This is a genomic window from Isoalcanivorax pacificus W11-5, from assembly GCF_000299335.2.
Classification (GTDB): domain Bacteria; phylum Pseudomonadota; class Gammaproteobacteria; order Pseudomonadales; family Alcanivoracaceae; genus Isoalcanivorax; species Isoalcanivorax pacificus.
Window position 1 is genome coordinate 3,722,424 of the sequence record NZ_CP004387.1, and the last position, 14,181, is coordinate 3,736,604.

Below are 14,181 nucleotides of genomic sequence, written 5' to 3' on the forward strand. Positions count from 1 at the left end.
TATGACGGCGCCCACACACCAAAAACGGCGCCTTGCGGCGCCGTCGGTGGATGCACGGGGGGTTACAACCCGTCGAAGAAGCGCTTCACGCCTTCGAACCAGGACGTGTTACGCGGATTGTGGCGCTTGCCGCCTTTGTCCAGCGAGCCCTGGAACTGGCGCAGCAGGTCCTTCTGTTCGCTGGTCAGACTGACCGGGGTTTCCAGCACCACGCGGCACAGCAGGTCGCCCGGCGGGCCGCCACGCACGGAGGTGACACCCTTGCCACGCAGGCGGAACAGCTTGCCGGTCTGGGTCTCGGCAGGGACTTTCAGTTTCACCTTGCCGCCCAGGGTCGGGACTTCCAGTTCGCCACCCAGCGCTGCATCGACAAACGACACCGGCACTTCGCAGTAGAGATCGCTGCCGTCACGCTTGAAGATATCGTGCTCGCGCACGCTCACCTGCACGTACAGGTCGCCCGGCGGCGCACCGTTGGCGCCCGCCTCGCCTTCGCCGGCCAGACGGATGCGGTCACCGGTATCGACACCCGCCGGAATTTTCACCGACAGCGTCTTGGTGGACTGCACACGGCCCTGGCCATGGCAATTGTTGCACGGGTTCTTGATCACCTTGCCGTTGCCACCACAGGTGGGGCAGGTCTGCTGCACGGTGAAGAAACCCTGCTGCATGCGCACCTGGCCCATGCCACCACAGGTGGAGCAGGTCACCGGCGCTTCGCCGTTTTTGGCGCCACTGCCGTCACACACTTCACAGGTGGCCCAGGTCGGCACGCGGATTTTTTCCTCGGTGCCGCGCACCGCCTGTTCCAAGGTCAGCTCCAGCGTGTAGCGCAGGTCTGCACCGCGCGCCGGGCCGCGACGACGGCCGCCACCGCTGCCGCCAAAAATATCGCCGAAGATGTCGCCGAAAATATCCGAGAAACCGGCCCCGGCCGCGCCGGCACCGCCGCCGAAACCGCCCTGGTTATTGACGCCGGCGTGGCCGAACTGGTCGTAGGCAGCGCGCTTCTCGTCGTCGGACAGCACCTCGTAGGCTTCTTTTGCCTCTTTGAATTTGTCCTCGGCCACGGTATCGCCCGGGTTACGGTCCGGGTGATATTTCATGGCCAGGCGGCGATAGGCTTTCTTGATGTCCTGGGCATCGGCTCCCCGCTCGATACCCAGCACTTCGTAGTAATCCCGCTTTGACATGGTCTAGCCTTCGTATTCCAGTGAAACCGCACCTTCCGGCAAGCATGTCCCGGCACGGTGTCCATGTGCCCGACGTTGCCGGGCCCGACACGCTGACGCCGGGCATTGCCCGGCGTCTCGCGTGCGACTGCCGACTCGGACGCCGTTATTTCTTGTTGGCGTCGTCGTCCACTTCCTCGAACTCGGCGTCCACGGCATCGCCTTCCTGGCCGCCTGCCTGGGCACCTGCGTCCGCCCCGCCCTGTTGCTGGGCTTCGGCATACAGACGCTGGGCCAGTGCGCCGGAGGCATCGGTGAGCGCTTTGGTCTTGCTCTCGATGGCCTCTTTGTCGTTGCCCTTGAGCACGCCTTCCAGATCGGAGATGGCCGCAGTGATGGCGGCTTTCTCTTCGTCAGTGGCCTTGTCGCCGGCTTCTTCCAGCGTCTTGCGCGTGGCGTGGATCAGGTGGTCGGCCTGGTTACGGGCCTGCACCAGTTCCTCGAACTTCTTGTCCTCGTCCGCGTGCGCTTCGGCATCGCGCACCATTTGATCGATCTCGTCGTCCGACAGGCCGGAGGAGGCCTTGATCTGGATCGACTGTTCCTTGCCGGTGGCCTTGTCCTTCGCGCCCACGTGCAGGATGCCGTTGGCGTCGATATCGAAGGTCACCTCGATCTGCGGCACGCCACGGGCCGCCGGCGGAATGCCTTCCAGGTTGAACTGGCCCAGCGACTTGTTCTGCGCCGCCTGTTTGCGCTCACCCTGCAGCACATGCACCGTCACCGCTGACTGGTTGTCGTCTGCGGTGGAGAACACCTGCGACGCCTTGGTCGGGATGGTGGTGTTCTTCTCGATGATCGGCGTCATCACGCCACCCATGGTTTCGATACCCAGGGTCAGCGGGGTCACGTCCAGCAGCAGGACGTCGGTCACGTCACCGGCCAGCACGGCGCCCTGGATCGCAGCACCGATGGCCACGGCTTCATCCGGGTTGACGTCCTTGCGCGGCTCTTTGCCGAAGAATTCGGCCACTTTCTTCTGCACCAGCGGCATACGTGTCTGGCCACCGACCAGGATCACGTCGGTGATTTTGCCTGGCTGCAGGCCGGCGTCTTTCAGCGCGGTGCGGCACGGCTCCAGCGAACGGTTGACCAGGTCTTCCACCAGCGACTCGAGTTTCGCGCGGGTCACTTTCACCACCAGGTGTTTCGGGCCGGTGGCGTCTGCCGTGATGTACGGCAGGTTCACTTCGGTGTGTTCGCCGGAGGACAGTTCGATCTTGGCCTTCTCGGCGGCTTCTTTCAGGCGCTGCATGGCCAGCGGGTCACCGCCCAGGTCGATGCCGGAATCTTTCTTGAACTCGGCCGCCAGGAAGTTGATCAGCGCGAGGTCGAAGTCTTCACCACCGAGGAAGGTGTCGCCGTTGGTAGCCAGCACTTCGAACTGGTGCTCCCCGTCCACTTCCGCGATCTCGATGATGGACACGTCGAAGGTGCCGCCGCCGAGGTCGTACACGGCGATGGTGCGGTCACCACCTTTCTTGTCCATGCCGTAGGCCAGTGCGGCAGCGGTCGGCTCGTTGATGATCCGCTTCACTTCCAGACCGGCGATGCGGCCGGCATCCTTGGTCGCCTGACGCTGGGCATCGTTGAAGTAGGCCGGCACCGTGATCACGGCTTCGGTGACTTTTTCGCCGAGATAGTCTTCGGCGGTCTTTTTCATCTTTTTCAGCACCTGCGCGGAAATCTGCGGCGGTGCCAGCTTGTCGCCCTTGACTTCGACCCAGGCGTCACCGTTGTCCGCCTCGACGATCTTGTAGGGGACCATCTTGATGTCTTTCTGCACGACGTCGTCTTTGAACCGGCGACCGATCAGACGCTTCACCGCGAACAGGGTGTTGGTCGGGTTGGTCACGGCCTGACGCTTGGCGGACTGGCCGACCAGCGTTTCGTCGTCCGTGTAGGCAATCACGGAAGGCGTGGTACGGGCGCCTTCGCTGTTCTCAATCACTTTGACCTTGTCGCCTTCCATGATGGCGACGCAGGAGTTCGTGGTACCCAGGTCAATACCGATAATCTTGGCCATTGTCTCTTTCTCCTCACACACCGTGGCAGGCCCCCTCAGGCGACCGGCCGCGACTGAACGGTTTGATTGGCTATATTGTGGTCATCAACCCCGTTTCAAGAGGGGTTATTCGCCTTTTGCCACCACCACCCGCGCCGGGCGCAGCAGGCGGCCATTCAGGGCATAGCCCTTTTCCAGCACGTCGATGACGCTGTTCGGCGCCGCGTCCGGGTGCGGCACCATGGCCATCGCCTCGTGCTGCTCCGGGTTGAAGGCGTCGCCGCGCGGATCGATCTGCTCGATGTTGAAACGCCCGAAGACGTCCAGCAGCACTTTCAATGTGAGCTGGGTGCCTTCGCGGGCCGGCGTCAGGGCCTCGTTGTCGGCATCCAGCGCCGCCAGCCCGCGCTCCAGTGAATCGGCCACGGTGATCACCTCACCGGCGAACTTCTCCACCGCGAACTTGTGCGCGTTGGCAACTTCACGCTCCACACGGCGGCGTACGTTCTGTATCTCGGCCTGGGCGCGCAGATCGGCTTCTGCCAGGGCCTTGCGGGTCTGTTCCAGCTCCGCGCGCAACGCCTGCACCTCTGCCTCCGGCGAGGGCTGTTCCGCCGCCTGCTCCACCGCCGCCTCGACCACGGCCTCGGCGTCGCGCTGCGCCTGGCTCACGGCGTCTTCCGGCGGGGTCTGTTCACTGCCCGGATTGTCGTGTGATTTGTCCTGCTCACTCATGGGTCACTCCGCAGTTCAAGCGGGCACCAGGCGGCCCGCCATTGGAAAGGTGGCAACAATATGGGAACGGGCCCGGAGGATTCAAGGCCGAAAGGCCGCTCAGAGCTTGCCGAGCGTGGCCGAGAGGATGCGCGCGGTGATATCCACGGTGGGGATCACCTTCTCGTAGTCCATGCGCGTGGGGCCGACCACTGCCAGCACACCCACCGTGCCGGCATTGGCCTGATAGGGCGCGGACACCAGCGAACATTCGTCGAACACCTGATAGCCAGCCTCGCGACCGATGAAAATCTGCACGCCGTCGGCATGCACGCTGCGCTCCAGCAGGTGCAGGATGTCGCGCTTGCGGTTGAAGGCATCGAACAGGTCACGCATGCGATCGAGGTTGTCGGCCTGGGCCATGCCGAGCAGGTTGGCCTCGCCGGACACCACATAATCACCGCTGCTGGCCTCGTCGCCTTCCTGATGCAGCGCCTTGGCCGCCACGTCCATGGCAGTCTGCATCAGCGCGTCCATCTGGTCCTTGTCGCTACGCATGGTCGAGAGCAGCCCGTCACAGATCGCGTCCAGGTTGCAGCCGGCGTAGGTGCGGTTGATGTAGTTGGCGGCCTGTTTCAGCTCGGTGTCGCTGTAATCGCGGTCGGTGTGGATCACGCGGTTCTGTACTTCGGCGCGGTTCACCACCAGCACCACCAGCACGCGGCGCTCCGACAGCGGCAGGAATTCCACCTGGCGCAGCGTGGTGACTTCACGGCGCGGCACCACCACCACGCCGGCCATGCGGGTCAGCTCCGCCAGCGCCCTTGAGGCCCGCGTGACCAGCTCCTGCGGCGACTGGTCCACGTCCAGCAGATGCTCCAGTTCCTTTTTCAGAGCCCCGGCGCGCGGCTGGTTCATCGGCGCGGAGCGCAGCAGGGCATCCACATACATGCGGTATCCCAGCTCCGTCGGGACGCGGCCGGCGGAGGTATGCGGGCTGTACAGCACGCCGATGTCCTCCAGCTCCGCCATCACGTTGCGGATGGTGGCCGGGCTGACCGACAGTGAACCGGACGACGCCAGCGTCTTCGAGCCCACCGGCTGACCATCGCGGATATGGCGCTCCACGAGCGCCATCAGCAGGCGTTGTTTGCGTTCGTTCAGTTCGAGTTCGGCCATGGCGTGAGTATGGGGGCGACCACAATATCTTCAAAGAGCCGTGTTATAGCCAAGCCGGCGGCCGGCGACAACGCCGGAAGGGCTTATCAAGTCACGATGAATTGCCTATCATCCGCATAACTGGCCTTACGGACAGTAACCATTCACCTCAAGGACAGGCCCCAGCCGAGGCGCCCCATGCTCACACATCTCAGCGTGCTCAACTTCGCCACCGTCGACAGCCTGGAGCTGGAGCCAGCCCGTGGCCTGACCGTGATCACCGGCGAAACCGGGGCCGGTAAATCCGTGATCATCGACGCCCTGGGCCTGGCCCTGGGCGAGCGCGCCGACAGTGCCGTGGTGCGGCCCGACTGCGAACGGGCCGAAGTGCAGGCCACTTTTGATCTGCGCGGGCATCCGGCGGCACGCACCTGGCTGGCCGAGCGCGAACTGGATAACGGCGAGGAATGCATGTTGCGCCGCACCGTGCGCCCGGACGGCCGTTCCCGCGCCTGGATCAACGGCAGCCCGATGCCGTTACAGGAGGTGCGCGAGCTGGGCGACATGCTGATCAGCGTACACAGCCAGCACGAGCATCAGGCGCTGCTGCGCCGGGAAGTTCATCGCAGCCTGCTGGACAGTTTCGCCGGCGCCGGTGACCTGGCCGAGACCCTGCGCGAGCACTGGCGCGCCTGGCACAAGGCCCGCCGGGCGCTGGACGAGGCCATGGCCGCGTCGCGCGAGCAGCACGAGCGCGAGGAGTTGCTGCGCTTCCAACTGGAAGAGCTCGATGCGCTGGCCCTGGGCGAAAACGAACTGGATGAACTGGAAGGCGACCAGAAGCGCCTGGGCCACGCCGAAGAGCTGATCCGCCTGTGCCAGCAGAGCCTGGCGCTGCTGTTCGAACACGAAGAAGGCACCGTCAACGACCAGCTCGGGCAGGCACTGAACTGGCTCGGCGACGCCAGCAGCGAAGACCCGGCCCTGGGCAATATCTTCTCCACGGTGGAATCGGCCCGCCTGCAGGTGGAAGCCGCCGCCGATGACCTGCGCCATTACCTGGACCGCCTGGACGTGGACCCGGAGCGACTGGCGCAGGTGGACGAGCGCCTGAGCCAGGTCTATACGCTGGCGCGCAAACACCGCGTGCGCCCGGAAGAGCTGTACCAGCGCCACCAGCAACTGCGCGAGGAAGCGCACACGCTGGCGCACTATGACGAGCACCTGGCCGGCCTGGAAGCTGCTGAAAAACAGGCCCGCGACACCTACGACCACAGCGCCCGCGCGCTCAGCGAGCGGCGCCGCAGCAAGGCCGGCGAACTGGCCAGCGGCGTGATCAGCCATCTCAAGGCGCTGGGCATGCGCGGCGCACGCCTGGACGTATCACTCACCGCCACCGAGCCCGGCCCGGACGGGCTGGAGATCGTGGAATTCCTGTTTACCGCCAACCCCGGCCAGCCGCTGCGCCCGCTGGCGAAAGTCGCCTCCGGCGGCGAGCTCTCCCGCGTCAGCCTGGCGATCCAGGTGATCTGCGCCAAGGTGCTGACCGTACCCAGCCTGGTCTTCGACGAGGTGGACGTGGGCGTGGGCGGCGGCGTGGCCGAGATCGTCGGCCGCCTGCTGCGCGAACTCGGCGAGCACGCTCAGGTGCTCTGCATCACCCACCAGCCCCAGGTGGCCGCCCAGGGGCACCAGCACTGGCATGTGCACAAGAAGCAGAGCAAAACCAGCACCCACACCCGCATCCAGTCGCTGACCATGGAGCACCGCACCAGCGAGCTGGCGCGCATGCTGGGTGGGCTGGAGATGACCGACTCGACGCTGGCGCATGCCAGGGAGATGCTCGAAAAGGCACAGGCCTGACGGACCTGCACCCGGAACGAAAAAGGCCCCGTTCAGGGGCCTTGATCAGTGTTGCAGGCAGCCTACTTTTTCTTCTTCGGCCGCACGTACAGCACCAGCGAGTGCTCCACCAGCTCGTAGCCGTGCTCTTCGGCAATCATCTTCTGGCGCTTTTCGATCTCCGGATCGAGGAACTCAACCACCTTGCCGGTATCCAGGCACACCATGTGGTCGTGGTGGCCTTCGTCCGCCAGCTCGAACACGGCCGAGCCGCCCTCGAAGTTGTGGCGCATGACGATGCCGGCCTGCTCGAACTGGGTCAGTACGCGGTACACGGTGGCCAGCCCCACGTCTTCACCGGACTCCATCAGGGCTTTGTAGATGTCTTCAGCGCTCATGTGCCGCTCAGCGGCGGCTTCGAGCTGCTGCAGAATCTTCACTCGGGGCAGGGTGACCTTCAGGCCAGCCTTGCGTAGGTCCTGGTTATCCAACGTCCTATCTCCTTGCGCGGTGGGCGGGAACCTTGTGTCCCGAGAGCAAGTCTGTATTATCGCCCGAACTTATGCGAAATCCAAAAGTGATGCCATCCATTCTGCCTATCGCCCGAATCGCACCCGCTGGCGTGCTGGTCCTGGCCCTCGTCATCAGCGGCTGCAGCGCGCTGCGTTTTCCCGGGGTCTACAGGATCGACATCCCGCAGGGCAATTTCGTGACAGAGGACATGCTCGGCCAGCTTGAGCCCGGCATGACACCGGATCAGGTCCGTTATGTGCTGGGCCAGCCGACCCTGATCGATCCCTTCACACCGGACGCCTGGTTCTATCCGATGGTGTACCAGCCCGGCCGTGGCAAAAAAGTGGAACAACGCATCGTGGTGCACTTCGACAATGGCGTCTACGCCTGGCACGAAGGCGAAGTGATCGAGGATTTCCGCCGCAAGGTCACCGGCCAGCAGGATCTTGAGTTGCAGGAGCGCCTGCGCCAGCAGGAGCGTGAGCGCGATAGCGCCCCGGGGGCGCCGGCCAGCGCAGAGCCCGGTGTCAACGAACCGGGCGTGCCCTCGATGTAATCATCCGTCCGCACCGGCCTGCCGCGGCGTCTTGCGCGCGCGGGCCTTGCGGGTTTCCTTCGGGTCGATGATCAGCGGCCGATAGATTTCCACCCGCTCACCGTCATGCAGTACGCGCTGTTTCGGACTGGCTTCGGCCTGACCGAAGATGCCCATCGGCGAACGCGCCAGATCCAGCCCCTCGAAATGCTCACCGATACCCGACTCCCGCGCCGCCTCGTACATGGTGGTCCCGACCGGCACCTGCAGGCTGATCAGTTTTTGTTTATGCGGCAACGCGTAGGCCACTTCCACACGGATCATGCCCTCGCTCATTGCGGCGCCTCTGTGGTGAGAGGCACCTCATTTTGCGCCTGCGGCGTGGCGGGCGCCTCTTCCACCACCGGCTCTGCCGGCACCGCTTCATCGGCCGGTGCCAGCGCCTGCCAGAGCGAGAACGCGAACACCAGAATCAGCGCCAGCGGCGCAAACACCCGCACCATCGCACGCCAGACCATGTACAGGCCAAAGCTCTTCATGGCCAGCTCCTTGCGCGCCTGGGTCTCTTTCATGATCCAGCCGGCAAAAATGGCAATCAGCAGGCCGCCCACCGGCAGCATGATGTTGATGGTGAGGAAATCCATCAGCCCGAAGAAGGTCTTGCCGAACAGCGTGTAGTCCGCCAGCACGTTGAACGACAGCGCCGAGCCGATGCCGAGCGTCCAGGCCAGCAGGCCGACCAGGATGGCCGCCTTCGGCCGGCTGAAGCCCTTCTCCACCAGCCAGGCCACCGGTGGCTCGGCAATGGAAATGGACGATGTCCAGGCCGCGCACACCACCAGCACAAAGAACAGCGTGCCGAACAGCATGCCCAGCGGCATCTCGGCAAAGGCCAGCGGCAGCGTCACGAACAACAGCCCCGGCCCTTCACCCGGCGCCAGGCCATTGGCGAACACAATCGGGAAAATGATCATGCCGGCCACCAGCGCGACGAGGGTATCCAGCGCCGCCACGGCCAGCACAGTGCTGCCGATGGACACCGGTTTGCGCTGGCCACTGCGGGTCACAACCTCGCGCGGCATATAGGCACCGTAGGCCATGATGGCGCCCAGGCCGATGCTCAGGGTAAAGAAGGAATGGCCCACCGCCGCCAGCACGGAGGCGCCGCTGATCTTGGCTATATCGAAGGCAAACATGTACCGGAAGGCATCAGCGAAACCATCGCTGGTCAGCGCGTAGCCAAACAGCACCGCCAATAACGCGAACAGCAGCGGCATCAGGATGCGCACCGCCCGCTCGATACCACGGATCACACCAAAACCGACCACGAACATGGTCATGGCCATGAAAGCCGTGTGGCCACCCAGCACCAGCCAGGGGTTGGCCATCATGCCTTCAAAGGCGCCCTGCACTTCGACGGCGGAGGCGTGCACCAGCGCACCGGAGACCATCTCCCAGACATAAAACAGCGTCCAGCCACCGATCACCGTGTAGAAAGACAGCAACAGGAACCCGGACAGCGCGCCCAGCGCGCCGACACCGGCCCAGCGGCTGTTGACGCCGTTGTCCCGCGCCAGCTTGAACATGCTGTTCACCGGGCTCATGCCACCCCGACGCCCCAACATCACCTCGGCCACCATGATCGGCACACCCACCGCGACGATGCAGAGCAGGTACATCATTACAAACGCGGCGCCCCCATTGGCGCCGGTCATGTAGGGGAACTTCCAGATATTCCCCAGGCCTACCGCGGAACCTGCCGCCGCCAGGATAAACACCCAGCGGCTGCCCCAGATGCCGTGGATCGGCTTGTTCTCGTTTGCCATAACGCTGTCCCCGTTCAGGAATCGGCCATTCTCACCACTTTAACCAGCGTGCTCAAGTTACGGCCTTGGCCTATAATCGCCGCCCTATGACTAAAGCCAAACCGAAAACCGGCATTGCCGACATCGCCGTCAACCGCAAGGCACGCCACGACTACCACCTCGAGGAACGCTTCGAGGCCGGCCTCGTTCTCGAAGGCTGGGAGGTCAAGGCGTTGCGCGCGGGACGCTGCAACCTGTCCGAAGCCTACATCACCCTCAAGGGTGGTGAGGCCTGGCTGTTCGGCTGCCGTATCGAACCGCTGGGCACCGCCAGCACCCATATCAGCCCCGATCCGCTGCGGCTGCGCAAACTGCTGCTCAACCGGCGCGAGCTGGGCCGCATTTTCGGGGGGGTGCAGAAAGAAGGCGCCACCTGCGTGCCTCTGAGCCTGTACTGGAGCAAGGGCCGTGCCAAGCTGGAAATCGCCCTGGCGAAAGGCAAGCAGAAGTTCGACAAGCGGGCGACCGAGAAAGAGCGCGACTGGAATCGCCAGAAACAGCGCCTGATGCGCCGCAACTGATACCCGCTGCCCTGAAAAGAAAAATGCGGAGTCAGGCTACCCTGCTCCGCATCAGCAGATGCTGCCAAACCAGGCAACTTGCCCGGCCGGCCGTTTGACGGCCATCAAGTCAGATGACCTTTTCGTTCGCCGCGCCGGTCTCGGCGCGCGGGTCCTTGCGCACCAGCCAGTACACCATCAGCCAGGCGCGCAGCACCGCAGGCAGGAAGAACACCGCGAACAGCACCACCGGCAGGCGGGCATCGCCGGCAAGGGCATTCACACCCAGCAGGCCACCAAAATAGGCGCCCAGGGCCACCAGCAGGACCAGGCTGCGATACACCAGCGGCCAGCGGCCCAGGGTGCGGTCCATACGATCTGTCATTTCAGCTACGTTTGCTTTCATCTCTACTTTCCTCCTCGATGAGGACAACGCTCTGACCGGCTGCCGCCAGGGCGAACATGCCGCAGGCCTTGTGTTGTGCACATCGGAAACAGACTCCTTGCTGACCAGGCCCCGCACTTTTGGCGCAGCGCCTGCCGACAACTGTTCCCTTTGGGTTCAGGTCGCGTGTTACGAAAAGTATCATCCATCATCTGTCAATACGGAAAAGCCATTGTTGCCAGATTGTCCGACAGGAACTTCGGGAAGTTTACATTCTATGATGGCATCGTCAGATCAGGGCCTGCCAGCGACCCCCTTGAAAAGCCGGTGCAGCGCCCCTATTTCCTGTACACTACGCAAGATCAGGGGCCGACAAGGTTTCGACGTTGGTTTTGAATCCTGTGGTGCATGTCGAGAAGGTTACGGTTCTCGTAAATCCATCGTGACAACTAAGTAATCGCAAACGACGATTCTTACGCACTGGCAGCCTAATACCCTGCCTACGGTCAAGCGACCCAGCCTGTGGGGAAGCGCGACCGGCTAAGCTACACAGGCTCGCATTGAGGCTCGTCCCGGGCTGATTTGCTAAATCCTTAGGGAATCGGCGCTGACATCCTGCCCTTCGGGCCGTAAGCGCTTAAATCAATAGAACGGGCTAAACATGTAGATCTGCAGGTGGATTGCTGACGGACGCGGGTTCGATTCCCGCCGGCTCCACCATATTTTTTCTTATTTTTCAAAATTTTAAAGCACGGAAGGGCCACATGTTGGCCCTGAAATGCCTGCATTTATCTCCGAAATGACAGCATTTAGCCCTCCCTCCCCCGCTCAGCCATTTCTCTAGCAGGCAAGAATCAAGCTCCCGCATTTCACTGCCACCACCGGCACCTGGCTTGACTAAACGAATTAAATGTTGACTCACAGTCAATGATCACATATCTTAGCGGCCATGGACGAACCAACGGTTCGTTTGCTCTTTAAAAATTTCCTCCAGGAATCGTACTAGCTAGTAGATGGCTTGCGGCTTTACCGCTGCTGGCCGGCTGTCGGGGCAACCCAGGCAGTCTGAATCCCCCCACATGTCCTCGACGCGGATCGCCCGGGACACATGCGGCAGGGGGAACAACGCTCGAAGCATGGTGGCTTGCGTTGTCTACATCGCTCCTTTCGGCTGGTGCGTGGAAGCGGCAGGCACAATCCGTGCTGAAAGTGACCCTATGGAGGTTTGAGATGAACACTGAAGAAATTTCAGGACTCATCGATCTGCTTCGGCAGATCAAAGAGCAAGGCGGTGTAGACGACAGTTTGGCTAAAGAAATTGGGTTGGCGATCGAAGCGCTTGAACGTGAGAGCGAATGCAAGATGCCACTTGAGAACATATGTCTCGTACTGGGACTTATCTCGAAGGTGGTTGCTGTTCTGCCCGAAGTTCAAAAAGCTTTTGAAGTATTAACCAAGTTTCTTGAATGACCAGCAGCGCTAGCGCTGGCATATAGTACACGGGCAAACAGCAAGCCACCTATTTTTATGGATCACTATGAATTTCGGCACGGCAATAAAAACCTGTAGAGAAGCTAAAGGTCTATCAAGGGCCAAGCTAGCAGAGGATTGTCTTCTCTCCCCTTCCTACATCACGCTACTCGAACAGAATAAAAGAGACCCCAATCTCTCCGTAGTCAATAAAATTTCTAAAGCCCTTGACATCCCTCCGTCAATTTTAATTTTCTTAGCTACAGACAAAGAAAATTTCGAGTCATTTGATAAAGAGTTGGCAGAAAAACTTTCCCTGATAACATTGAAGCTAATTCAAAATGCAGCGGATAAATCCTCCTAGATATTTCCATAAACCCATAGTTACCCTAGACGGATTAGCGAAGCGCCTAGGCGTCAGTGAAGAGGAGCTTAATCACCTCATCGATAACGTTGAGAAATATATTTATCCCAACACCCCAGAGAAAAAGGCGTCGGGCGGATTTCGCCAAACCTACCGAATCGGCAATAGGCTCAGGAAGCTGCAGGACAAAATAAAATTCCGCCTCTTCAGATATGTCGAATGGCCCTTCTATCTTCATGGGGCTATCAGAGATGAAAAAGCAGCTAGAGATCACATTACAGATGCAAAGGCTCATTCCCACGGCGCTCACACTATCAACCTTGATGTATCAAGATTTTTCCCCTCTATATCTTCCGAGCAAGTCTACCTAATGTGGCTAAGTGGATTTGTAACCATCCCCTAAAATCGGTGCATGCGTAATTAGAGTTCTCCGGCCTACAATGACGCTAACGGAGAACGACATGAAGAAATCACGGTACAGCGAGTCACAGATCGTCAAGATCCTGAAGGAGGTCGAGGGCGGTCGTCTGGTCAAGGAAGTCTGTCGGGAGTACGGCATCTCTGATGCGACCTACTACAACTGGAAAGCTAAATACGGCGGCATGGAGGCTTCTGACGTGAAGCGCCTCAAGGAGCTTGAAGAGGAAAACCGCCGGCTAAAGCAGATGTACGCTGAACTGAGCCTGGACCACAAACTGCTGAAGGATGTGATCGAAAAAAAGCTGTAAAGCCAGCCGTTCGGCGAGAACTGGTGGATTACCTCAAGCATGCTCACGGCGTCAGCATCCGTAGAGCCTGTCGAATCGCTGGCATCAGTGACTCTGTGTACCGGTATCGGCCGGATACTTCCCGGGATGAACCAGTGATTGCCGCGCTTCAGATCGCGGCTGAACGCTATCCCGCCTACGGCTTCAGCAAACTGTTCAAGGTGCTTCGACGCTGGGGTCATGGATGGAATCACAAGCGGGTACACCGGTTGTACTGTGCCCTGAACTTGAGCAAGCGGCGACGGGGCAAGAAGCGGCTTCCGACGAGACGTCCTGAGCCATTGGCGGTTCCCGCCACTGCCAACCACTGCTGGTCCATGGACTTCATGAGCGACAGCCTGTTCTGTGGCCGGCGGTTCCGGACATTCAATGTGGTCGATGATTTTAACCGGGAGGTGCTGGCCATCGAGATCGACCTGAATTTACCGGCCCCAAGGATTATCCGGGTGCTGGAACGTATCATCGCCTGGCGAGGCTACCCGGCCAGGTTGCGAATGGATAACGGCCCGGAGTTCATCTCCATGGCCCTGGCAGACTGGGCCGAACAGCACGGTATCTCGCTGGAGTTTATCAAGCCGGGTAAGCCGACTCAGAACTCCTACGTGGAACGCTTCAATCGGACTTACCGGGACGAGATCCTCAATATGTATGTCTTCCGGAATCTCACTGAGGTCCGGCAACTGACCGAATCGTGGATGGCCGAATACAACGACGAGCGTCCCCACGATTCATTGCAAGACCTCACACCATGGGAATACTTGGCGAAACACCAACAGACGGAAAACTCTAACCAACGGTGCAACTAAAACAGGGATGTTTACAGATTTAATT

The 14,181-nt window shown here is 61.2% G+C and carries 14 protein-coding genes and 1 other RNA gene; 7 read left to right on the forward strand and 8 right to left on the reverse strand.

Annotation, left to right across the window (positions count from 1 at the left end):
* Window positions 1-62 precede the first annotated feature (62 nt).
* The 4 genes from dnaJ to hrcA form a co-directional block, all read right to left on the reverse strand.
* A complete protein-coding gene (dnaJ, locus tag S7S_RS16680) occupies window positions 63-1,193 on the reverse strand; it encodes a molecular chaperone DnaJ (RefSeq protein WP_008733117.1) in 1,131 nt (376 codons plus the stop codon).
* 145 nt (window positions 1,194-1,338) lie between these two features.
* Complete coding sequence (gene dnaK, locus S7S_RS16685; protein WP_008733116.1) at window positions 1,339-3,258, reverse strand: molecular chaperone DnaK; 1,920 nt, start codon at window positions 3,256-3,258, stop codon at window positions 1,339-1,341.
* Between the two features lie 105 nt (window positions 3,259-3,363).
* Window positions 3,364-3,972 carry a nucleotide exchange factor GrpE gene (gene grpE / locus S7S_RS16690; RefSeq protein ID WP_008733115.1) on the reverse strand — a complete coding sequence of 203 codons (609 nt, stop codon included), beginning with the start codon at window positions 3,970-3,972 and terminating at the stop codon, window positions 3,364-3,366.
* A 99-nt stretch (window positions 3,973-4,071) separates the two neighbouring features.
* A complete protein-coding gene (hrcA, locus tag S7S_RS16695) occupies window positions 4,072-5,130 on the reverse strand; it encodes a heat-inducible transcriptional repressor HrcA (protein ID WP_008733114.1) in 1,059 nt (352 codons plus the stop codon).
* Between the two features lie 177 nt (window positions 5,131-5,307).
* Between hrcA and recN the strand changes: the two genes are divergently transcribed.
* Complete coding sequence (recN, locus tag S7S_RS16700; protein WP_008733113.1) at window positions 5,308-6,972, forward strand: DNA repair protein RecN; 1,665 nt, start codon at window positions 5,308-5,310, stop codon at window positions 6,970-6,972.
* A gap of 62 nt (window positions 6,973-7,034) precedes the next feature.
* Here the strand turns inward: recN and fur are convergent, their stop codons facing one another.
* Window positions 7,035-7,442 (reverse strand): ferric iron uptake transcriptional regulator, encoded by a 408-nt coding sequence (gene fur / locus S7S_RS16705; protein ID WP_008733112.1) that lies wholly within the window; start codon window positions 7,440-7,442, stop codon window positions 7,035-7,037.
* A gap of 89 nt (window positions 7,443-7,531) precedes the next feature.
* Here fur and S7S_RS16710 point away from each other — a divergent pair, with 89 nt between their 5' ends.
* Window positions 7,532-8,020, forward strand: a complete 489-nt coding sequence (locus S7S_RS16710) for an outer membrane protein assembly factor BamE (RefSeq protein WP_008733111.1) — start codon at window positions 7,532-7,534, stop codon at window positions 8,018-8,020.
* On the opposite strand, the gene S7S_RS16715 is transcribed toward S7S_RS16710, so the two are convergent.
* Complete coding sequence (locus tag S7S_RS16715) at window positions 8,021-8,335, reverse strand: RnfH family protein (protein ID WP_008733109.1); 315 nt, start codon at window positions 8,333-8,335, stop codon at window positions 8,021-8,023.
* Window positions 8,332-9,825: a sodium-dependent transporter gene (locus S7S_RS16720; RefSeq protein WP_008733107.1), complete on the reverse strand. Its 1,494-nt coding sequence runs from the start codon at window positions 9,823-9,825 to the stop codon at window positions 8,332-8,334. Before S7S_RS16720 ends, S7S_RS16715 begins: the two co-directional genes overlap by 4 nt.
* A gap of 86 nt (window positions 9,826-9,911) precedes the next feature.
* Here S7S_RS16720 and smpB point away from each other — a divergent pair, with 86 nt between their 5' ends.
* On the forward strand, window positions 9,912-10,385 hold the full coding sequence (smpB, locus tag S7S_RS16725; RefSeq protein ID WP_008733105.1) for an SsrA-binding protein SmpB: 474 nt from the start codon (window positions 9,912-9,914) through the stop codon (window positions 10,383-10,385).
* Between the two features lie 109 nt (window positions 10,386-10,494).
* Here smpB and S7S_RS16730 read toward each other — a convergent pair whose 3' ends face one another.
* Complete coding sequence (locus S7S_RS16730; RefSeq protein WP_035202922.1) at window positions 10,495-10,770, reverse strand: hypothetical protein; 276 nt, start codon at window positions 10,768-10,770, stop codon at window positions 10,495-10,497.
* A 344-nt stretch (window positions 10,771-11,114) separates the two neighbouring features.
* On the opposite strand from S7S_RS16730, the gene ssrA reads away from it, so the two are divergent.
* The 4 genes from ssrA to S7S_RS16755 all read left to right on the forward strand — a co-directional run bounded on the left by ssrA (window position 11,115) and on the right by S7S_RS16755 (window position 14,156).
* Window positions 11,115-11,469: a transfer-messenger RNA gene (gene ssrA, locus S7S_RS19410) on the forward strand.
* Between the two features lie 510 nt (window positions 11,470-11,979).
* On the forward strand, window positions 11,980-12,219 hold the full coding sequence (locus tag S7S_RS16735) for a hypothetical protein (protein WP_008733101.1): 240 nt from the start codon (window positions 11,980-11,982) through the stop codon (window positions 12,217-12,219).
* A gap of 67 nt (window positions 12,220-12,286) precedes the next feature.
* Entirely contained in the window at window positions 12,287-12,583 is a 297-nt protein-coding gene (locus S7S_RS19415; protein WP_008733099.1) for a helix-turn-helix domain-containing protein, read from the forward strand.
* Window positions 12,584-13,044: 461 nt separating this feature from the next.
* A protein-coding gene (locus tag S7S_RS16755) for an IS3 family transposase (RefSeq protein WP_238582909.1) occupies window positions 13,045-14,156 on the forward strand; the annotation gives its coding sequence in 2 pieces (ribosomal slippage) (window positions 13,045-13,306 and window positions 13,306-14,156; 1,113 coding nt in all).
* The last annotated feature ends 25 nt before the right edge of the window (window positions 14,157-14,181 follow it).